The organism is Ramlibacter sp., assembly GCF_035548915.1.
Taxonomy (GTDB): domain Bacteria; phylum Pseudomonadota; class Gammaproteobacteria; order Burkholderiales; family Burkholderiaceae_C; genus Ramlibacter.
The window spans coordinates 136,383-157,278 of record NZ_DASZSE010000047.1 but is presented as its reverse complement, the minus strand read 5'-3'; the positions used below and the strand labels follow the sequence as shown (position 1 = coordinate 157,278).

The 20,896-nt window shown below is 66.7% G+C and carries 20 protein-coding genes; 12 read left to right on the top strand and 8 right to left on the bottom strand.

Going from position 1 to position 20,896, the window contains the following annotated elements:
* The first annotated feature begins 118 nt into the window (after positions 1-118).
* From VHA82_RS21320 to VHA82_RS21300, 5 genes are all read left to right on the top strand, one after another.
* A complete protein-coding gene (locus VHA82_RS21320) occupies positions 119-1,054 on the top strand; it encodes a DUF6622 family protein (RefSeq protein WP_325547175.1) in 936 nt (311 codons plus the stop codon).
* A gap of 38 nt (positions 1,055-1,092) precedes the next feature.
* Entirely contained in the window at positions 1,093-1,371 is a 279-nt protein-coding gene (locus VHA82_RS21315; protein ID WP_325547174.1) for a 2TM domain-containing protein, read from the top strand.
* An 87-nt stretch (positions 1,372-1,458) separates the two neighbouring features.
* Positions 1,459-1,764, top strand: a complete 306-nt coding sequence (locus VHA82_RS21310) for a 2TM domain-containing protein (protein WP_325547173.1) — start codon at positions 1,459-1,461, stop codon at positions 1,762-1,764.
* Positions 1,761-2,948, top strand: a complete 1,188-nt coding sequence (locus VHA82_RS21305; protein WP_325547172.1) for a sensor histidine kinase — start codon at positions 1,761-1,763, stop codon at positions 2,946-2,948. Before VHA82_RS21310 ends, VHA82_RS21305 begins: the two co-directional genes overlap by 4 nt.
* Positions 2,948-3,751 carry a LytTR family DNA-binding domain-containing protein gene (locus tag VHA82_RS21300; RefSeq protein ID WP_325547171.1) on the top strand — a complete coding sequence of 268 codons (804 nt, stop codon included), beginning with the start codon at positions 2,948-2,950 and terminating at the stop codon, positions 3,749-3,751. Before VHA82_RS21305 ends, VHA82_RS21300 begins: the two co-directional genes overlap by 1 nt.
* Positions 3,752-4,557: 806 nt before the next feature.
* Here VHA82_RS21300 and VHA82_RS21295 read toward each other — a convergent pair.
* Positions 4,558-4,872, bottom strand: coding sequence for a hypothetical protein (locus tag VHA82_RS21295; protein ID WP_325547170.1), 315 nt, complete (start codon positions 4,870-4,872; stop codon positions 4,558-4,560).
* A gap of 152 nt (positions 4,873-5,024) precedes the next feature.
* Here VHA82_RS21295 and VHA82_RS21290 point away from each other — a divergent pair, with 152 nt between their 5' ends.
* Positions 5,025-6,827, top strand: a complete 1,803-nt coding sequence (locus VHA82_RS21290; RefSeq protein ID WP_325547169.1) for a glutamine--tRNA ligase/YqeY domain fusion protein — start codon at positions 5,025-5,027, stop codon at positions 6,825-6,827.
* Positions 6,828-6,871: 44 nt separating this feature from the next.
* Here the strand turns inward: VHA82_RS21290 and VHA82_RS21285 are convergent, their stop codons facing one another.
* Complete coding sequence (locus VHA82_RS21285; RefSeq protein WP_325547168.1) at positions 6,872-7,126, bottom strand: helix-turn-helix transcriptional regulator; 255 nt, start codon at positions 7,124-7,126, stop codon at positions 6,872-6,874.
* Between the two features lie 159 nt (positions 7,127-7,285).
* Here VHA82_RS21285 and VHA82_RS21280 point away from each other — a divergent pair, with 159 nt between their 5' ends.
* The 5 genes from VHA82_RS21280 (at position 7,286) to VHA82_RS21260 (ending at position 11,871) form a co-directional block, all read left to right on the top strand.
* Entirely contained in the window at positions 7,286-7,813 is a 528-nt protein-coding gene (locus VHA82_RS21280; RefSeq protein WP_325547167.1) for a JAB domain-containing protein, read from the top strand.
* A 115-nt stretch (positions 7,814-7,928) separates the two neighbouring features.
* Positions 7,929-10,394 carry a patatin-like phospholipase family protein gene (locus VHA82_RS21275; RefSeq protein ID WP_325547166.1) on the top strand — a complete coding sequence of 822 codons (2,466 nt, stop codon included), beginning with the start codon at positions 7,929-7,931 and terminating at the stop codon, positions 10,392-10,394.
* A complete protein-coding gene (locus tag VHA82_RS21270; RefSeq protein ID WP_325547165.1) occupies positions 10,387-11,037 on the top strand; it encodes an RraA family protein in 651 nt (216 codons plus the stop codon). The genes VHA82_RS21275 and VHA82_RS21270 overlap by 8 nt, the downstream gene beginning before the upstream one ends.
* 85 nt (positions 11,038-11,122) lie before the next feature.
* A complete protein-coding gene (locus VHA82_RS21265; RefSeq protein WP_325547164.1) occupies positions 11,123-11,485 on the top strand; it encodes a nucleotidyltransferase domain-containing protein in 363 nt (120 codons plus the stop codon).
* Positions 11,482-11,871 carry a HEPN domain-containing protein gene (locus VHA82_RS21260; RefSeq protein WP_325547163.1) on the top strand — a complete coding sequence of 130 codons (390 nt, stop codon included), beginning with the start codon at positions 11,482-11,484 and terminating at the stop codon, positions 11,869-11,871. Before VHA82_RS21265 ends, VHA82_RS21260 begins: the two co-directional genes overlap by 4 nt.
* 81 nt (positions 11,872-11,952) lie before the next feature.
* Here the strand turns inward: VHA82_RS21260 and VHA82_RS21255 are convergent, their stop codons facing one another.
* The 6 genes from VHA82_RS21255 to VHA82_RS21230 are packed head-to-tail and all read right to left on the bottom strand — an operon-like array spanning position 11,953 to position 19,311.
* Positions 11,953-12,996 carry a LacI family DNA-binding transcriptional regulator gene (locus tag VHA82_RS21255; protein ID WP_325547162.1) on the bottom strand — a complete coding sequence of 348 codons (1,044 nt, stop codon included), beginning with the start codon at positions 12,994-12,996 and terminating at the stop codon, positions 11,953-11,955.
* Positions 12,983-14,626 carry a hydantoinase B/oxoprolinase family protein gene (locus VHA82_RS21250; protein WP_325547161.1) on the bottom strand — a complete coding sequence of 548 codons (1,644 nt, stop codon included), beginning with the start codon at positions 14,624-14,626 and terminating at the stop codon, positions 12,983-12,985. The genes VHA82_RS21255 and VHA82_RS21250 overlap by 14 nt, the downstream gene beginning before the upstream one ends.
* Positions 14,616-16,598: a hydantoinase/oxoprolinase family protein gene (locus tag VHA82_RS21245; protein WP_325547160.1), complete on the bottom strand. Its 1,983-nt coding sequence runs from the start codon at positions 16,596-16,598 to the stop codon at positions 14,616-14,618. The genes VHA82_RS21250 and VHA82_RS21245 overlap by 11 nt, the downstream gene beginning before the upstream one ends.
* A gap of 16 nt (positions 16,599-16,614) precedes the next feature.
* Entirely contained in the window at positions 16,615-17,667 is a 1,053-nt protein-coding gene (locus VHA82_RS21240; RefSeq protein ID WP_325547159.1) for an ABC transporter substrate-binding protein, read from the bottom strand.
* Positions 17,668-17,677: 10 nt separating this feature from the next.
* Positions 17,678-18,445, bottom strand: coding sequence for an ABC transporter permease (locus VHA82_RS21235; protein ID WP_325547158.1), 768 nt, complete (start codon positions 18,443-18,445; stop codon positions 17,678-17,680).
* The gene (locus VHA82_RS21230; protein WP_325547157.1) at positions 18,442-19,311 is read right to left on the bottom strand and encodes an ABC transporter ATP-binding protein; all 870 of its coding nucleotides are present in this window, start codon (positions 19,309-19,311) and stop codon (positions 18,442-18,444) included. Before VHA82_RS21230 ends, VHA82_RS21235 begins: the two co-directional genes overlap by 4 nt.
* Before the next feature lie 149 nt (positions 19,312-19,460).
* On the opposite strand from VHA82_RS21230, the gene VHA82_RS21225 reads away from it, so the two are divergent.
* Positions 19,461-20,804 carry an aspartate aminotransferase family protein gene (locus tag VHA82_RS21225; protein ID WP_325547156.1) on the top strand — a complete coding sequence of 448 codons (1,344 nt, stop codon included), beginning with the start codon at positions 19,461-19,463 and terminating at the stop codon, positions 20,802-20,804.
* Positions 20,805-20,896: the final 92 nt, after the last annotated feature.

The following is a 20,896-nucleotide window of genomic DNA, read 5'->3' as shown; positions in this document are numbered from 1 at the left end:
GAATTTCGCCCCGGCGCTTCTGCGTTTCGCGCCACGCGGCGGGCGTTTCGTCCCATGCCGGTGGCCCCCTCGAGGGAGTCTGGGCACAGTCCCTTCCATTCAAGGACGGAGACCCCCCATGCAACTCACCCCGACCATTCTCATCCACATGACGGCCGCCATCGGCGCGCTCGTCATCGGACCCGTCGCGCTCTGGGCCCGGCGCGGCCGGCAGCAGCGGCCGAAGCTGCACCGCGCGTTCGGCTACGCATGGGTCACGCTGATGATCGTCACGGCGGTCTCGGCCTTCTTCATTCGCGACACGCAGTTCCCCAATGTGGCCGGGTTCACGCCGATCCATCTGCTCATCCCGGTGTCGCTGTTCGCGCTGTACCGCGCCTTCCGCGCCTTGGCGCGGGGCGATATCCGCGTGCACCGCATCACGATGCAGTCGCTCTACATCGGGGCTTGCGTCGTGGCCGGTGCCTTCACGCTGCTGCCGAGCCGCCTGCTGGGCTCGATGCTCTGGGGATCGCTGCCTTCGGCCGGGTTCGTGAGGCAGGTTCTTTCGGGGACGCCCGCCTGGGTCTGGGGGCTGCTCGCCGCGCTCGTGGTGGTCGGCTATCTGCAGACGCGCGACCGCACCGCGAGCCTCGCGCGCATCCTGATCCTGCCGGTGGCGCTGGGTGCGTACTCGGTGTGGGGCATGCTCGGCGCATTCGGTGCGGGCATGAACGTGATCCTGCCCTGGCTCGCGGCCGTTGCGATCGTGGTCTATGGATTCAGCCGCCTCGGTGCGCCCGAAGGCGTGAGCTACGACGCGAACACTCGCGTCTTCCGCATGAGCGGCAGCTGGGTGCCGATGCTTCTCATCCTCGGCATCTTCTTCACGCGGTACGTGGTGAGCGTGGACGTCGCGATCCATCCCGAACTGAAGACGCATGGCGACTTCGCGCTGTCCATCGCGACGCTGTATGGCGCGATGAGCGGAATCTTCGCGGGGCGGGCGCTGCGGATCGCGCGCATGGCAATCGGTGGGGTGCCCGCCGGCTTCGTCACCCTGCAAGCCCGTTGATATTCCTGTCGCAACCACTTTTCCAAGGAGCATTCGTCATGACCGACCACGACCTCGACCGCCTCGCCCGCAAGCGCGCCAACGCCAAGATCGGCTGGTACGTCCACGCCACCGTCTTCGTCGCCGTCAATCTGCTGCTCGCCACCGTCGCATCGGTCTCCGGCAAGCCGTGGATCGCCTTCCCCGCCCTCGGCTGGGCCTTCGGCCTCGGCATGCACGGCCTGGCGGTGTTCGTGTTCGGCCGCGGCAGCGGCCTCTACGCGAACCTCGTCGAGCGCGAACGCAGCAAGCTCGAACTGCAGCGCGACCCGTGGTGAGAACCTTGGTGAGAACCTTGTGAGAACCCGCGGGGATTGACGGCGATGCGCAACGCGAACCTCGCAACTTACAATTCCCTCCAAACCATGCCCGAGCGACTTTCCACCGAGGAGATCGAACGCCTGGCGCGCAAGCGCGCGGCCGCGAAGATCGGCTGGTACTTCCATGCCGCCGTGTACGTGATCGTGAACACGGGCCTGTACTTCATGTCGGAACAGGGCTTCGGCATTCGCCGCTGGAGCCTCGGGCCGGTGTTCGGATGGGGACTCGGGCTCGCGCTGCACGGCATCTCGGTCTTCATCCTCGGGCAGGGCAGCGGCTTGCGCGAAAACCTGGTGCAGAGGGAGCGCGAGCGCCTGCAGCGCGAGCAGGACCGCCTGGACGGCCGATGAGGATCGACTGGATCGCCAAGCTGCGGCACCTGCTGCAGGTGCTGGCGTTCTGCCTCGTGATCGCCACGGTGCAGTACGTGTTCATGGCCGACCGGCCGTATGCGAGCCTCGTGGCGTATTCGATCGCGATCGGCACGAGCATCTGGTTCCTGATCGACATGGGGCGCCACTTCGTGCCCTCCGCGCGCGAGACGGGCTGGCCGGAAGGCGCAAGCGGGATTGCGCTGCCTTTCGTGAGCATCGTCGTGGGCTTCTTCGCCGGATCGAGGATCGGCGACGTGCTGTGCCGCACCCTGGGCCTCTATGCCGGCGGCCCGCCGATCGATGCGAACGTCGACCTGCGCAATTCGATGCTCGTCACGCTGCTCTCGGGCGTCGCGGCGAGTTACTACTTCTACAGCCTGAGCAAGAGCGCGTATCTGCAACGCAAGATGGCCGAGGCGCGCCAGCATGCGAACGAAGCGCGCCTGAAGCTGCTCGAAACGCAGCTCGAGCCGCACATGCTGTTCAACACACTCGCGAACCTTCGCGCCTTGATCGGCGCGGACCCGCCGCGCGCGCAGGAGATGCTCGACCACATGATCGCGTACCTGCGCGCGACGCTGAATGCGTCGCGCTCGACGATGCATCCGCTCGAAGCGGAGTGCGAGCGGCTGCGCGACTACCTGGAGCTGATGGCGATCCGCATGGGGCCGCGGCTTTCGTATCGCATCGACGTGCCCGATGATCTGGCGCACGTGCGTGTGCCCGCGCTCCTCTTGCAGCCGCTTGTGGAGAACAGCATCCGGCATGGACTGGAGCCGAAGGTGAATGGCGGCGCGGTGACGGTGAGTGCGCGCACGGAGGCGGGCGAGCTGGTGCTGGAAATTCGGGATACGGGTGTTGGCTTCGCCGATGCGTCAACCCTTTCAGCGACGCCCGCCTCGGTGTATGCCGGCGCCTCTGCCGTCACACCCGCGTCCTCCCCCGTGATACCCGCATCGTCCCCCGTCATACCCGCCCCCCGTTCCGTCATTCCCGCGAAAGCGGGAACCCAGGGCGTCGCGCGCGACGAATCCAGCGGCTTCGGCCTCGCCCAGGTCCGCGAACGCCTCGCCGCCGTCTACGGCCCCTCCGCCTCTCTGCGCTTTCACAGCACCCCGGGCGAAGGCTCCGCCGCCGAAATCCACATCCCCCTCGCCTGATGCCCACCGCCCTCATCGCCGAAGACGAACCGCTGCTCGCGCACGCGCTGCGCGCCGAGCTGGGCCAGGTGTGGCCGGAGCTCGACGTCCTCGCGACGGTCGGCGACGGCGCTTCCGCCGTCGACCAATCGCTCAAGCTCCTGCCCGACGTGCTCTTCTTCGACATTCGCATGCCCGGTCAAGGCGGCCTGGAAGCCGCCGCGGAGCTTGCCGACGAATGGCCGCAGGACAGGCGCTTTCCCGCGCTCGTGTTCGTTACGGCCTATGACCAGTACGCGGTGCAGGCTTTCGAAACGCAGGCGATCGACTACGTGCTGAAGCCCGTGCAGCGCGCCCGCCTGCAGAAGACGGCAGCGAAAGTGAAGGACGCACTCGCCCAGCGCGAGAAGCAATTCGACAAGGACGGCGCCGATCTCGAAGCCACGATGGCGCAGCTGCGTGGACTGCTGGGCGCAGGCTCGGCTTCGACCCGGCAGCACAGCCTGAAGGTCATCCAGGCGAGCGTCGGCAATGCGATCCGCATGGTGCCCGTCGACGAAGTGCTTTACTTCGAGGCGGCGGACAAGTACGTGCGCGTCCTCACGCAGGACCACGAATACCTGATCCGCACGCCTCTGCGCGAGCTGCTGCCGCAGCTCGACGCCCAGGAGTTCTGGCAGACTCATCGCGGCACCGTCGTGCGCTCGAGCGCGATCGAAAGCGTCACGCGCGACGAAGCGGGCAAGATGCATCTGACGATGCGCGGCCGCAAGGAAAAGCTGCCCGTGAGCCGCCTCTACGCGCATCTGTTCAAGGCGATGTGAGGTTTCGTGAGGAAGGCCGCAACCCGGCCGTACCGCTTCAGCCGCCGTCTGGCATTTCGCGTCGGTTGCGTCCTACACAGAGGTTCCGGCGAACCGCTTCTACTAACGGCACTGAATTGCACGGAGAGCCAGGCGGCTCTCCGTCACGGTCACCCCGACTCCTCTGAGTCCCCTCCTCCTCCGGGGTGAGCTGGTCCGGCCCTCCGTCCCGCGACTGGCATTGGTACCCCCAGGTGCGAACCTGGGGGTTCTTTTTTTCCCCTCGCCGTGCGCCCTTGTGCCCCTGCGGTGTGCTCGGCCGGGTCGGCACTGTCCGACTGTGAACGCTTTACAAAGCCTGCATGCAAGACGTATTCGCAGTCGCACAGTAGCACTCGAGACTGAAGGAATACGAATCGTGGGACGTGCAGACAGAGATCGCCCGGGCGAGGGGCTGCCCGAGGCGCGCAGAACAAGTGCAACGAGTGCAACGCGGGACGGGGCGGCGTGCAGGCCGGCCGGTGGGACCGGCCGTGCCAGCGCCGCGGATGGCGCGGCGGGCGACAAGACTGGCGACAAGGGGCGAAGCGGCTATGGTTCGGAGAGCGTCCGGCCGTACCTGCGTGCGCAGCTCAGGATGAAGGAAACCATGGCAGAGGCGCTGAACCCCGGCGACCCGCTGGCCAAACCCGGCTGCCGCCCGCGCGGAAAATCTTCTTCCTACTGACACCCGCAGAAAAACGCCCCGGTGCGAAAACGCACGCGGGGCGAACATCACCTTGGAGAACCAACCGTGGCCTGAGACCTCGGCGTTGGCGATGCAAGCATTAATGATGCCAGTGCCGATGCCCGCCGCGCACGTAAACAACGTGTGACGAAGGGTAGTAGACGCGACGGGGCTGCCAGTACACGGATTCGTACACGACGGGCGCGGTGGCATAGACGGGCGCGGGCGCGTACACGGGCGCGACGTACACCGGCGCTGGCGCGACGACCACAGGTGCGGCGTTGCCGAGACCGATGGTCACCCCCGGTGCGGCGGCCATGCCGACGGACCAGTAGACATGCCCCGCGGCTTGCGCCGCGCCGATGGCCCCGAGCGTGGCCAGACCGGCCACGAGAATCGAACGGATCAGTTTCATCTTTTGCTCCTTGGAGTTCATGCCGTGAAGGACCTGCCGATTTAACGGGACACGGATGGCGCCGCGCACCACTCGTGCGTGAAAGACGTTGCGGGAGGTAACCCGACCCTGCGGCCAGTGCAGTGCAGCAATCATGACAAAATCTGTTGCATATGGCCTCATCCCCCGACAAAGACGTCCCAACTTCGGGCAAGCCGAGCAACTTTCTGCGCCAGGTGATCGAGCGCGACCTGGAGCAAGGCACCTATGCGGATCGCAAATGGGGCGGCAGCCCCGGCGACCGGCAGCACCATGAGGACGGCGTGCCCGACCCCGCGAAGATCCGCACGCGTTTTCCGCCCGAGCCCAATGGCTACCTGCACATCGGGCATGCGAAGAGCATCTGCCTGAACTTCGGGCTGGCGCAGGACTATGGCGGCGTGTGCCACCTGAGGTTCGACGACACGAACCCCGAGCGGGAGGAGCAGGAGTACGTCGACGCGATCCGCGACGCCGTGCACTGGCTCGGCTACACGTGGGAGGCGAACGGCACCAACCACGACTACCACGCGAGCAACTACTTCGACTTCATGTACCGCGCGGCCGAGTACCTGATCGAGAGCGGAAACGCCTACGTCGACGAACAGTCGGCCGAGGCGATGCGCGCGAGCCGCGGCGACTTCGGCAGGCCGGGCGTGGATTCGCCGTATCGGTCGCGTTCGGCCGAAGAGAACCTCGCGCGTTTTCGCGAGATGCGCGACGGCAAGCTGCCCGACGGAGGCGCGGTGCTGCGCGCGAAGATCGACATGGCGAGCCCGAACATCAACATGCGGGACCCGACGATCTATCGCATCAAGCATGCGGAGCATCACAACACGGGCAACAAGTGGTGCATCTATCCGATGTACACGTTCGCGCACCCGATCGAGGATGCGCTGGAGAACATCACGCACAGCATCTGCACGCTGGAGTTCGAGGACCAGCGCCCGTTCTACGACTGGCTGCTGGATCGGCTGGCCGAGGGCGGGTTGATCGAGACGCCGCATCCGAGGCAGTATGAGTTCGCGAGGTTGAATCTCACCTACGTCGTCACGAGCAAGAGGAAGCTGCGGCAGCTGGTGGATGAAGGACATGTGGACGGATGGGACGATCCGCGGATGCCGACGATCGTGGGGCTGCGGCGGCGGGGGTATACGCCGGAGTCACTCAGATTGTTCGCGGAGCGGATCGGCGTCAGCAAGGCCGATAGCTGGATCGAGTACTCGGTGCTGGAGCAGGCGCTGCGCGACGATCTCGATCCGAAAGCGCCGCGAGCGATGGCGGTGCTCGATCCGGTGAAGCTCGTGATCACGAATTGGGATGAGCTGATGGGCGAGGGGTATCTCGACCCCTGCACGGCGCCGGTGCATCCGCACGCGCCCGAGCGGGGGAAGCGCGAATTCACGTTCGGCAAGGAGCTGTGGATCGAACGCACCGACTATGAGGACACGCCACCCAAGGGGTTCTTCCGGTTGTTTCCGGGGAACAAGGTGCGGTTGAAGTATGGGCATGTGGTGGAATGCACCGGCGCGATCAGGAACTCTTCCGGCGCCGTCACCGAAGTGCGCGGCAGGCTCATCGCCGACACGAAAAGCGGGACGCCCGGAGCCGATGCCATCAAGGTCAAGGGCACCATCAGCTGGGTCGGCGCTGCCGACGGCATCCAGGCGGAAGTGAGGCTCTATGACCGCCTGTTCCGCGTTGCGCAGCCGGGCGCAAGGGACAATGAGTTTCGCGAGGAGATCAATTCCCAGTCGCTCAAGGTGCTCACGTCGTACGTGGAGCCCTCGCTCGCCTCATTCCGATGGGATGACAAGGTCCAGTTCGAGAGACACGGCTATTTCGTTGCGCAGCGGATGCACCCGCACGCATCCCGAACAACGGATGGTCCCGTCTTCAACAGGATTACCGGCTTGAAGGACAGCTGGGCGAAGTAACGCTGGTCTCCACGAGAGTGGGCTTTTCACGCCAGCGCCGCGCATCACGCCTGTTGGCGCAAATATTCCCTTTCCGTCTCCCGAACCAGATCCGCGGCGGATACGCCCAGCGCGACTCCCAGGCCGATCAGGGTCGTGATGGTGGGCTGCTTGAGTCCGCGCTCGAGCCGCGACACGAATGTGCGATCGACGCCTGCCTCGAAAGCAAGCTCCTCCTGAGATAGCTTTTTCTTGATTCGGACGCGCTTCAGCACGTCCCCGAAGATCGGTCCGACACCTGGAACCCGGGCATTCGCCATGGCTGGACTTTCTCGGCAATGAGGCCTATAGTCCACGGCCTATAGGCACGTCGCGCAACCCGAAGGTCACGAGCTTTCAGCGACGGAGACTCGACACGCGCTCGACCCGGCACACACGGTACCGCCCAACGCTCAACGCAGTCTTGTTCGAGAACAAGGATGAACGAAAGATCGAGATCGGATTCCTGCCGGTACGGCTCGGGTGGAAGAGACAACGATGCCATCGAACGCCCTTGCGCCAACGGCGACGACGAAGATCAAGCCATCCGCCGCGCGCTCCGCATCCTCACCACCCGTCTCCGACATCGCGACGTCTTTCCCACCATGCAGGCTGTGAAGGACTATCTCCGCCTCCAGGCCCAAGGCCTCACCCACGAGGTATTCGCCGTCATGTACCTCGATGCTCGCGGCCGGATGATCGAATACGAGCGGATGTTCAGAGGCACGCTCACGCAGACAGCCGTCTACCCGCGCGAGATCGCGAAACAGTCTCTTTCCATGCACGCGGCCTCCGTCATCCTCCATCACAACCACCCTGACGGCGTGTGCCTGCCGAGCCCAGAGGACGTTGCACTGACCCATTGCCTTCGGGCTGCCTTGGACCTGGTCGATATTCGCGTGCTGGACCACATCGTCACCACCGAGGACGCCGCGATTTCGATGGAGGAAGCCGGTTTGCTGTCTTGAATTCCAGAGATCGGCGAACGCGGCCCTCGCTTCCTCCTTCGAATGGAGGACGCACCCGCCTCCCGACACTGCTAGCCTGCCTCCCGACATCCGCGAAACGCGTGAGGAGCAAAGCATGGACACGAATCAGGCCATCGGCGACGCGACCACCAGCCCCACCGCCGCGGAAGATCTGCTGATCGCGTCCCGCAGGACGGCAGCGGCCGTCCCCACCGAGCCGGACAAAGTCATCGCCCCTCGCGTCGCCCTCGCCCTCTCCGGCGGCGGCATTCGCAGCGCCACCTTCTGCTTCGGCCTGCTGCGCGCGCTGGCCAAGGCCGGCACCCTGCCGCACGTGGACTACCTCTCGACAGTCTCCGGCGGCGGCTACGTCGGCGCCGCGTTCGCACGGCTGTTTCGCGATGGCCGCAAGCCGCAGGACGTGTACGCGGGCCTCGCACGCGATGACAGCGTGCTCCTCTGGTGGCTGCGCAACAACGGCCGCTACCTCACGCCCGCGGGCATGCGCGACGTGCTGCAGGCCTTCGCATCGCTTTTTCGCGGCACGCTGTCGACGCACTTCGAAGTCGGCATGCTGATGGTGCTGGCCGCGTGCGCCATGCTGGCCCTGCCCGTGGCCCTGCTCTGGCTTCCCGGCACGCATGCAGCGGGAGAGTCGTGGACGGAAATCGTTCGAACCCACCATCTGAGCGTCTGGTGGTGGGCTGCCGCGTTGCCGCTGTTTCTGGTCGGGCGCGAAATCTTCGCGTACTGGTTCTCGCGATCCAACGACGACGTCGAATCCGGCCGGGTCGACGTGGCCGTGACCCTGATCGCCACGATCGTCGCCTTCGCCGTGGGCTGGAAGCTGATCTCCTCGCTTCCCGCCTCCTCGGTGTGGACATGCCTCGCGACGGTGCTCGCCTATCCGCTCCTCTGGACGCCCGCGGCCGCGCTCGCCGTGCGCGGCCGCGAAAGAAAGGCGAAGCTCGAGCTCGGCCCCGCGCGGCTCAGACACACGAAGGCACTGGGCAAATGGCTTGCGGGTTTTCTCCTCGTGGCGATCGTGGGCCTCATCGACATCGTTTCGTACGAGCTCGTGCGATGGTTCGGGCAGGCGGCACTGCGCATCGGATTTCCGGGCGCGGCCGCCTTCGTCGCGGTGGGGCATTGGATCATGTCGCACTGGAAAACCGGGCGGGAGAACGTGAAGGCGGTGATGAGCCGGCTCGGCACCTCGCAGACGATCAACATCGTCGGCCTCGTGTTCCTGGCCATCGTCGCGCTGGTGTGGACGATGTTCGTGCAATGGCTCGTGTTGCCTTCGACGGCGTGGCCATTCGCACCGGACCTCTCCGACCGGCTCGCGTCTCTGCTTCACCTTGTGGTCGTCTCGGCCGCCGCGGTGCTCTACGTGTGGTCCACGCGCAATGGCCTCGAAACGCTCAATCTTTCGTCGCTGCACAACTTCTATCGCGCGCGGCTCGAGCGCGCGTACGTCTCCACGGGCAACGACGAGCGCTTCGACACCAAGATCCTGGAGCCCAAGGAAGCGGTCGTCGGCATCGAAGACAGGATGCGAATCACCGAGGCAATGCATGGCGACGACATCGCGCTTGCCGAACACCGCCCGCACACAGCCGGCGGGCCGATCCACCTCGTCAACTGCTGCGTCAACCAGACGGTGGATGACCGCACCGACCTCTACAACGCCGACCGCAAGGGCGTGGCGCTCACCGTGAGTTCGCTCGGCGTGGAAACGGGCACGCACATGCCCGACGGCACGCCGCCGCCGGGCACGCTCTCGCAATGGATCGCGGTCTCCGGCGCCGCGGCGAGTTCCGGCATGGGTTCGCAGACCACGCCGGGCGCGGCGGCGCTGCTGTTCCTGTCGGGCCTGAGGCTCGGCTACTGGCAGCCTTCGATGCTCGGGCAGCGGCCCGATTCCAAGGTGAGGAAGATGCGGCGGTTCCAGATGCTGAAGGCCGAATGCCTCGCCCGTTTCCCGGGCCTGCGCAGCCCGCAATGGTACGTATCGGACGGCGGCCATTTCGAGAACACCGCTGTGTACGCCTTGCTCAAGCGCGAGGTCGAATTGATCGTGGTCGCGGACTGCGGCGCGGACCCGAAGTACGAATTCGACGATGTCGAGAACCTCGTGCGCAAGGCCGCGATCGACTATGCGGCCCGCATCGAGTTCGTGCTTCCGAAGGCGTGGCAGGGCAACCTCGAAGAGGACCCCGACGCGGAACTGCGCCGCGCGGTGGGCCTGCCGCGCGGATCGGGCGACGAGGCCATCGGCAAGCGTGAAGGCGACCGCTGGCTGCTGCTCGGGCGCATCCGGTACAACGGCGGCGCTCGCGGCACGCTCGTGATCGTGAAGCCGCGCGTCGTTCCCGGGCTGCCGCTCGATGCCGCGAGCTATGCATCGCGCAACGGCGTGTTCCCGCAACAGACCACCGGCGACCAGTTCTTCGACGAAGCGCAGTGGGAGTCGTACCATGAGCTCGGCGTGCGCCTCGGTTCGATCCTGACGCCCGGGCGACTGCGACAGCTTCGCGAATGGGCTGGAGATTCACAAGGGAAAACGCCGAATGGTTGATCCGATCGCCGACCGCCTCGCCCAGTGCTACACCGGCGTCGTGCACGACGTCATGCGCGGCATGGGCCTGCGCGACTTCACCTTCCCGCCCGAGCTGCGCCCGCTCTTTCCCGAGCGCCGCTTTGCCGGCCCCGCCTTCACCATCGACGGCCGGGTCGATCCTCGCGCCGATGCGCACGAAACCTTGCTCGCGTGGACCGGTCTGCTGTCCAAGGCCAGGGCCGGCCATATCTGGGTGTCGCAGCCGAACGACCGCGTGGTCGCGCACATGGGCGAGCTCTCTGCCGAGACGCTGAAGAACAAGGGTGTGCTCGGTTGCGTGGCCGACGGGTTCGTGCGCGACGTCGACTTCCTCATCGACATGGGCTTCCAGACGTGGTCGCGCGGGTTCACGCCGCGCGACATCGTGGGCTACTGGCTGCCGCGTGCCATCGACGTCGACATCCGCATCGGCGAGGTGATCGTCGCGCCGGGTGACTATCTCCTGGGAGACCGCGACGGCCTCGTGCGCGTGCCGAAGGCGATCGCCGAAGAAGTCGTGACGCAGTCCGAGGCTGCCATCGGGACCGAGAACAAGGTGCGCACCGCGATCCTCGCGGGTGTGGATCCGCAGGAGGCGTATCGGAGGTTCGGGAAGTTCTGAGGCCGGTGACGCAGCGGTTTCGATGGCACTGGGTGGCGCGTTCAAAGCTTTGCACGCCCGCACCTGAATGCAGCACAATTATCGAATGCGCCCCGCCAAAACTGCCGTTCATGTCGACCCCCCCACTCGCGCGGCGGTTTCAGCATTCCTGAAGAAGGCGTCGGCAGCCTTACCGGTCCAGCATGCCATCCTCTATGGCAGCCGCGCACGAGGAGACGCAAGGCCGGACAGCGACGCCGACGTAGCAGTGATCCTCCCGCAGGAATCGGGTCCCGACAGCATCGTCAATGCCCAGATGCAGCTGAGCGATCTTGCCTACGACGTATTGCTGGATACGGGTATCCGCGTTTCCCCATTGCCGATCTGGCAGTCCGAATGGGACCACCCGAAGGACTCGCCGAATCCCCGGCTGCTCGCCAACATCCGTCGCGAGGGCATCCGCCTTTGAATGCAAAGCAGTGGATCGGAAAGGCACGTGTCGCTGCGGAATCGGCTCAGCTGTTGTTTGAACACGGCGACTCAGACGGTGCCTGCAATCGCGCTTATTACGCGATGTTCAGCGCGGCTCGAGCAGCCTTGGAGATCGCAGGCGGCGCATTCCGCGCCGAACAGCTCAAGACGCACAGCGGCCTGATTTCCGCATTCAGCATGCGACTGGTGAAGACAGGTCTGGTGAGCCACGACCTCGGGCGCACTCTCAACAAGGCCGAAGACCTTCGGCTTGCCTCGGACTACCGTGGCGATGCTGTGAAGCCTGAACTCGCCGAGTGGGCGGTTCAATCCGCGACGGAGTTCGTTGCGGCCATCGATGCGGCCTTCTTCCCGAGTTCCTGAGTTTTGCATCGGTCCTGCCAGCAGCCAACTCATTCTCGTTCGATCAAGCCGCAAGCGCGCACATCTGTGCACAGGCTCGCCTCACTGCTTCCCCACCCTCAACCGCGTCGTATCCCCCACCCGCAGTTCCCCCGCGAACACGAACTTCCTTTGCGGGAACTTCCCCTGCGCCAGCCGCTCGAGCATCAGCTCCGCCGCCTTCGCCCCGATCGCATCCGCCGGGAAATGCACCGTCGTCACCGGCCGCCTCACGTAGTTCCACACATCGAACGCATTGAAGGACGTCACCATCACGTCGTCCGGCACCTTCAGCCCCTGGTTCTGCAGGATTTCAAGCGTCGCCAGCGCGATCGCCTCGTTGCCCGCCATGTACGCATCGGGCTTGCCTCTCAACTGCAAGTCCGCGCGCACCTGCTCCTCCACGGCGCGATAGTTGTCGCTCGCGCAACGCAGCACGCTGAACTCCACCCCCCGCGTCGCCGCCATCGTTTCACGCCCCGCACGACTGCGCTCGGCCATATTCGGCCAGGAGTAATCGGGTTCGATGAAGCGGATGCGCCGCGCGCCCGCGCGCAGCAGCAACTGCAGGATCTCGAGGGCCGCGCCGTGGTCGTCCTGTCCCACGCTCGCGAAATCGCCGTACTTGCGCATCGCGAGCGTCTCCTGAATGCCCACCACCGGCTGGCCCGGCGCGAAGCGGTCCCAGATCTTCGCCCGCTCCTGCGGCGTGCCGGACAGCATGGCGATGATGCCGTCCGCATGGCGCCACTTCAGCAGCACCGATCGGTCCAGTGTCTCGGGACTCTGCGTGTCGACCAGAAGGCCGTACCCGCTCTCGCTGAACGCATTGCTCATGCCCGAAAGCATGGCGCCCACCCACGGCAGCGTGAGGATGTCCGGCTTGTGCATGACAAAGAGCATGCCCACCACCCACGAACGCGAAAGGCGCAGACCGCGCGCATGCTGCTGCGGCCGATAGCCGAGACGCCGGATCGTGGCAAGCACGCGTTCGCGCAGTTCCGCCCCGACCGACGCGCGGCCGTTCACGACGTTGGACACGGTCATGACCGACACGCCGGCCTCGCGTGCCACGTCCGACAGCGTGGGCCGGTCAGCCAGTGCCATGTTCGACGACCGCAGCACCTGCGGACGGCGCCGCGACGCGCGAGCCATAGCCCCCGCCGCCCGCACTCTCGACGATCACCACGTCGCCTTCGGCCAGCTGCGTGTTGGCGCAGCCGTCGAGCGCCTGCGTCTCACCGCCGCGTCGAATCGTCACCCTGAAGGGGGCACCGTCTTCGCCGCCGAACAATCCGTAGGGCGCGATGACGCCGCGTTCGAAGACGGTCGTGAGCATCACCTTGTCCTGCAACACGAGATATTCGCGGCGAATGCCGTTGCCTCCGGCGTGGCGGCCGTGTCCACCCGAGCCGGCTCGGACGGCGGAGCGCAGTACCTTCAGCGGATATTCGCGTTCCACGAATTCGGCGGGTGTGTTGGCCATGTTGGAGAGATGCACGCGCGTCGCCGAACAACCGTCACGATGGGCGTGCGCGCCCTCGCCGCCGCCGTGCGTTTCGTAGAACGTCCACCAGTTCCCGTTGCCGCGCTGGCCCGAGAATATCAAGAGCCCCGCCGTTCCGCATCCGCCCGCGCACACGCGTTCGGGAATCGCCTGCGCCAGCGCCTTGACGATGGCATCCACGATGCGCTGCGACGTCTCGTGATTGCCCGCGGCAACCGGCAGGCCGAGCGGCGGATCGACGATCGAGCCCTTGCGCGTGCGCAGCGTGATGCAGCGCGCAAGGCCGTCCGCATGGTAGATCTCTTCGCCGGCGATGGCCTTCAGCACGTAGAGCACCGCCGAATTCGCGACGAACCGCGTGGTGTTGAGCGGCGAGCGGATCGCGTCGTCCGAGCGCGTGAAGTCGAAGTCGATGTCGCTGCCGCGCACGGTCACGTTCACCGCCACGCGAGGCGAGCCGCCGGTGCGATAGTCACTATCGATACGATCCCATCCGAAGTACGTGCCGTCCGGTATCGACGCGACGACCGAGCGCATCTGCTTTTCCGCGAGCGAATGCAGCTGCGCGATGGCGCTGCGAAAGCCCGCGAGCGAGACGCGCTCCACGAGTTCCAGCAGCCGCTTCTCGCCGAACCGCAGTGCCGCGACCTGCGCGCGGATGTCGCCCTCGCGCTCCATCGGGCCGCGAACGTTCGCCTTCACGAGCGCGAGCACGTCCTCGACGTACGCATCCGCCCGGACGAGCCGCACCGGCGGCATGCGCAAGCCCTCCTGCCACAGGTCCGTGGCGGCGGCGTGGTAGCTGCCCGGCATGCCGCCACCCACGTCGGCCCAGTGCGCGAGCGACACGGCGAAGGCCACGAGTTCCGCTGCCACGAACACCGGGCGAACGATCTTCACGTCGGGCAGATGATTGCCGCCGACTTCCACGTCGTTCAGGATCCACACGTCGCCCGGCTGGATCGCGGCGAGGCCGACCGTGGCGATCAACGCCTTCACGGTCGTCGCCATCACGCCGAGGTGAATCGGCAGATCGTTGCCCTGCGCGATGATGCCGCCCTGCGCGTCGGTGAGCGCCGAAGAGAGGTCGCCCGCCTCGCGCAGCGCGGGCGAACGCGCGGCGCGCATCACCACCGCCGTCATCTCGTCGGCGATGGAAGCGAGCCCGTGCCGCACCACTTCCATCGCGAAGATGTCGCGCGAGCCTGCCTGCGCGTCGTCACTTGTCATGTCGTTCCAGGATGATGTGTTCGCCCGATGCCTTCACCGCCGACCACCCCTGCGGCACGACGATGGTGGACACCTCGTCGGTGATCAGCGCGGGGCCGTCGATCCTCACCGAGCCCAGGTCGCCGCGATGGAATTCGAGCGCGTCGCAAAGACCCAGGCCTTGCATGTACATGCGCGCGTGGGCCACCGGCCGCGGCGCGGTTTCGGCAATGGGCACAGTCTCGTGAGAGAGCTCGCGCCTCTCGCCCAGCGCCGTCGCACGCAGCGCGACGCAGTCCCATGGTTCGTCTGCGCTGAAGCCGTAGAGCGCCTCATGCCTGCGGTGGAAGTCGTCGCCCATCCGCTCCAGTTCGACGGGCCGATCGATCGGAACCTCGATCTCGGAGCTCTGGCCCGCGTAGCGCATGAGGGCGGAATACCGCACGCGCGCATCGTCGGAAGCGAGCTCGGACGTCACCGTCTCGGCCAGCTCGTCGAGCAGTCTCTCGATCTTGCCGCGATCGGTTTGCTCCACGCCGCCCGCGACCGTCCTTTGCCGCGTGAACGACGGGCGCGACGAGATGCAGCCGAATGCGGAAAGCGAACTCGACCTCGCGGGCACCACCACTTTCGCGATGCCCACGTCCTGCGCGAAGTGCGCCGCGAGCATCGGACCGGTACCGCCGTAAGCCACGAGTTCGCAGGTGCGCAGGTCCACCCCCTGCCCCATCGTGATGCGCTTGAGCGATCGCGCGGCCACCGCGTTGGCGACCTTGAGCGCACCGAGCGCCGCGGCCTCCACGTCGATGCCGAGCGCCTGTGCGATCGGTGCGAACGCGTCTCGCGCCCTTCGCACGTCGATCTCGATCGGCCGGTGCGTGCCCGCGCCCGTGCCGAAGTAGCCGAGCACCGCGAAGGCATCGGTGAGCGTCGGCTCCACGCCGCCGCGGCCGTAGCACGCCGGCCCCGGCGACGCACCCGCGCTGTCCGGTCCGACTTGCAGGCCGTTCGCGGTCAGGCGGATGATCGAGCCGCCGCCGGCCCCGATCGAATCCACGGCCATCATCGGCTGGCGAATCGGGTGCGCGCCGATGCTGCCGCTCATCTGAAGTTGCGGCCGACCGTCCAGCACCAGGCTGCAGTCGGTCGTGGTGCCGCCCATGTCCATCGTCACCGCCCGCTCGATGTGCATGCGCTTGCACACCTCCGCCGCCGCTTCCACGCCCGCGGCGGGGCCGGACATCGCGAGCATCAATGGAAACCTTGCCGCCGCACGCGGAGACAGCATGCCGCCGGCCGAGTGGAAGAGATGCAGGTGGCCTTCGCGAATGCCCGCCTGCGCAAGTGAATCGACGAAGCTCGCCATCATCGGCAGCAGCGCCGCGTTGAGCGCGGTGGACGCGCCCCGCTCGTACTCGCGCGCTTCCGGCGACACGTCGTGCGATACCGACACGAACCGGCACTCGCGCGACAGCACCTCCGCCACGCGCTGCTCGTTCGCCGGGTTCGCATAGGAATGCAGCAGCGAAACGGCGACGGCGTCATAGGGTGAGACTCGCGCAGCGAGCGCCGCCACGTCCTCGGTGCGCACCCCGGTTTCCACCTCGCCGCTCGCGAGCGTGCGCTCGTCGATTTCGAAGCAATCCCCGTGCGGCACCTGCGGCGGCGGCCGGTGCCTCGCCTTCAGGTCGAAGACGACATTGCGCCGCTGCCGCGCGATCTCCAGCACGTCGCCGAAGCCGGCGGTCGCGACGAAGGCCACGCGGGCCAGCTTGTTTTCGACGAGGGCGTTGGTGACGGCGGTCGTGCCGTAGACGACCGTCGCGATGTCCTCCAGCGGGATGCCGAGCGCATCCAGGGCGGCCCGGATGCTCTTGCCCGGCGTCGCCTTCACGGTCCAGACCTTGCGTTCGAGCCACTGGCCGCTCGCCTCGTCGCAGGCAATCACATCGGTGAACGTGCCGCCGGTGTCGATGCCTATGCGCCATGCCATCGGTGCAGGCTCCCGGTCAGCGCGCGGCGGTCGCGCCGAGCTGGCGATACGGCCGTGGGTCGAGCATTTCGCGCTCGAAGTTCACGTCGCGCTTGATGAGCTTTTCTTCGGCGAGGCGATTGGCCGTGCTCTGCAGCTCGCCCAGGTTCTGCGGGGTGTAGTTGAAGCCGAAGCGCACCGCCTCTTCGTAGCGCAGCGCCGTGTCCGGCTCGATCTTGAGCGCCTTGGCCATCAGCGCCGCCGCGTCCTTCGGGTTCTGCGCCATGTACTTCATCGAGCGGTCGAGCACGCGCAAGAGCGCGTCGACGGTGCTCGGATGCTCCTTGGCGAATGCCTGCTTGGTGAAGAGCACCGCGGTCGCGTTGTGCAGGCGCTTCGGGCCTTCGGCATGCGGCATCCTGGAGACGTTCTGGTAGTGCAGCATGTGCAGCTCGGGCTTGCCCGCGATGGCGCGGTCGATGAAGGGCTGCCAGAGCGCGGCGGCGTCGACGGAACCCGCCACGAGCGCCGTCACGGCTTCGGGCGCCGACATGTTGATGACCTTCACCTTCGAGAGGTCGCAGCCGTACGCCTCGCAGAACCTGCGCAGGTAGAACTCGAGCACACTGCCCTTGGGCAATGCGACGTTCTTGCCTTCGAGGTCCTTCGCGGTCTTCACGGCGGCCGATCCGATCAGCCCGTGCAGGCCCGTCATGTCGGAGTAGATGCCGAAGACGCTCAAGGGCTGGCCGCCCGCGGCGAGCGCGAACATCGGCTGGTCCGCGACCGCCATCGCCTGGATGTCGTCCGTGATGAACGCAGGGAATGCCGGCGGCGCGGAGGGGTACTGCACGATCTCCACGTTCTCGAAGCCTTCGGCCTTGAAGAAGTCCTTGCCGGCCGCGACGAACCAGGGGCCGCCGATCTGCACGTCGGAAGTCGTCATGAGGCGAAGCCGCTTCACGTCCGGCGCGGCGGGCTGGGCCTGCACGGCCTGGTGCGCGAGCAGGCACACGAACACGCATGCGAACACGCGAGCCGCCGCGTGCCTGAGGAGGCCGAACGCTCGGCCGGGCGATGTCGTCGTCATCATCTTCCTTTCATGAGTCTTCCGAGGGAGGGCGCCACTTGATGAGGCGGGATTCCAGCGCGAGGAGCGCGCGGTTGATCGCCCAGCCGAGCAGGCCGAGCGTGACGATGCCGACCATGATGTGATCGGTCAGAAAGTGTTCGCGCGCATCGGTGATGAGCCACCCGAGCCCGCTGCTCGCGCCGATCAGCTCCGCGGCGACGAGCACGAAGATCGCCATGCCCGCGCCCAGCCGGAGACCCGTGACGACGCTCGGCGTGGCCGCGGGCAGCACGACGTAGATGAACACCTGGCGCGACGACGCACCGAGCGCCCGCGCGGCGCGCAGCAGCGAGTTGTCGATGGCGCGCACGCCGTGGATGGTGTTCAGGAGGATCGGGAACACCGCGCCGTAGCTGATCACGATCACCTTCGACGTCTCGCCGATGCCGAACCAGAGGACGGCCAGCGGCAGGAAGGCGATCGGAGGCACGGGGCGCAGCAGTTCCACCCAGGGGTTGAGCGCCGCGCCCACCCACTTGAAGCGCGCGATGAGAATGCCCGCCGGCACGCCGACCGCCGCGGCGATGGCGAAGCCGCCGAGCGCGCGCGCGAAGCTGATCGCGAGGTGGCGGATGAGCGTGCCGTCGGCGATCATTTCCCACACCGCGGCGGCGACCGAGGCCGGCCCGGGCAGCAGCATCGGGTTGGCGAGCTTCAGATAGGCAACGAGCCACCAGACGAAGAGCCCGAACAGGATCGACGCGGCCGAGACGATGGCGATCTGCAGCGTCTTCATGCGGCGCGCTCCCGCGGTTCCTGCGGCTCGTGCGGTTCCTTCGGCTCGTGCGGCTCGCGCGGCTGCGGACCGGTCTGCAACAGCGCACGAATCTCGCGCACGCGTGCGACCGACTGCTCGGACGTGCGGTCGCGAGGATGCGGCTCGTCGAGCACGATGTCCGCGATGATGCGCCCCGGCCGCGCGGCCATCACCACGACGCGGTCGGCAAGGTACACGGCTTCGGGCACACTGTGCGTCACGAAGATCGTGAGCCGCGGCTCGAGCGCGCAAAGGCGCCGCAGTTCTTCCTGCAGCGTCTCTCGCGTCATCGCGTCGAGCGCGCCGAAGGGCTCGTCCATCAGCAGCACGCCGGGCTTGTTCGCGAACGCGCGCGCGATCGCCACGCGCTGCTTCATGCCGCCGGAGAGCTGATGCGGATACCGCTCGGCGGAGCTTTCGAGTCCGACCATGCGCAGGTACTTCTCGGCGACGCGCTCCTGCTCTTCGCGGCTCGCGCCCCGCATGCGCGGGCCGAACTGCACGTTCCTGCGCACCGTGAGCCAAGGAAAGAGCGCGTAGTCCTGAAAGACAAGTCCGCGATCCGCGCCCGGCTGCGTGACCGCGGTGCCGTCGATGCGCACGCTGCCGGCAGTCGGCTGCAGGAATCCCGCGATGAGGTTCAGAAGCGTCGTCTTGCCACAGCCGCTCGGGCCGAGCAGGCACAGAAGCTGCCCATCGGGCGCGCTCAGGCTCACGCGCGAGAGCGCCTGGAACACGGGTCCGGCCTCGGCGGGATACTCCTTCACCACATCGCTCACGACCAGCTTCGGCTGCGCCGCCGCCTTCGGCGCGACCGAATCCGAGGCTTCGTGAAGGGCGCTCATCGGGGAAGGTTCATGTAACGTTATACCTGTCGGACGGAGCATCGGTTTACCAATCGCCTGCAGAGACCAGCTCCTGCCTCTCTTGCAATCGGCGGCCGATTTGATGTAACGTTAAATGAGTTGACCACCCCCGTCAAGAAGGATTTCCGATGAGTCCCAGCCGCCGTGCCGCAGAACTCCCTGCCGGGCAAGCTTCGTGGCAATACGAACGAGCCGGCCCCGCGGAGCGCGAGATCCTCGCGCAGGACGACCGCATGTCGGTGCGCGGCGCGAGCGACGACGTGTGCGTCCTCGCGATTTCGCGCGCGCAGGGCGCGCACATCGAAGACGAGTCGGGCCGCCGCTATCTCGATTTCTACGGCAACAACTGCCACCACATCGGCCACCGGCATCCGCGCGTGCTCGCCGCCATCGCGGATCAGCTCGGGCGCAATGCATTCGTGCCGCGCGGGCTCACCTCATCGCAAAGCGTGCATCTGGCGCAGCGGCTGCTCATGCTCGCGAGGTGGCCGCAAGGCAAGGTGATCGCCGCTCGCACCGGCTCGGACGCCACGGAAATTGCGTTGAGCGCGGCCAAGGCCGCGACGGGCCGCTACAAGGTGCTGTCGTTTCTCGATTCGTATCACGGCCGCAGCGCGGGCGCGCTCAGCATCGGCGGGCGGCCGCTCGACACCCGCGGGCTCGGGCCGCTCCTGCCCGGATGCATCCATGTGCCGCCGCACTACCCGATCGTGCGCGAGGAATACGCGGTCGGCCCCGAGGAAACGGCGCGAAGGTCGCTGCATGCGATACGGGTCGCGTTCGCTCATCATGCGGACATCGCGGCGCTCGTCGGCGAGACGATTCGCAACGGCCCGCACATGCCACCTGACTGGTACTGGCCCGAGGTGGCTGAGCTGTGCCGGCGTCATGGCGCTTTGCTCGTGCTCGACGAGGTCGCCACCGGGCTCGGCAAGACGGGAAGGATGTTCAATTTCCATTCGTTCGGCGTCGAACCCGACATCGTGACGGTGGGCAAGGCGCTCGGTGGCGCGGTGCTGCCGATGGCGGCCGTGTTGCTGGCGCGGCCGCTCACGATTTCCCCGTCGCTCAATCTCGGCTATTTCACTCACGAGAAGAATCCGCTGTGCGCGGCGGCGGGGCTCGCGACGCTCGATGTGCTCGAGGACGAGCGGCTCGCCGAACGCGCGAAGGAGCATGAGCCGCGAATCGCGGAGCAACTCTCACGCATGGCGGCGCAGAGCGCGGCAGTCGGCGGATTCGAATGCGCGGGCATGATGTATTCGGTGCGCTTCGACGTGGATGGCGACGATGCGTCGACGGCGCGGCTCGTGCAGCGCATCTACCGCGAGTGCGTGGAGCGTGGCCTGCTGCCGATGCCGACTCGCGGCGCGACGCTGGCGTTCTCGGGGCCGCTCATCGCGCAGGCGGGCGAGGTCGACGAGGCGCTTGCGATTCTTCAGGCATCCGTGACAGCAGCGGCGATCAACTAGGTTCTCTCGCATCCGACGGCTCGGGGTGATCCATGATCGGCGCGACGCGGTACGCGCGCGATCGCGGGGGGAGGTGACCGGCATGCGGCGCA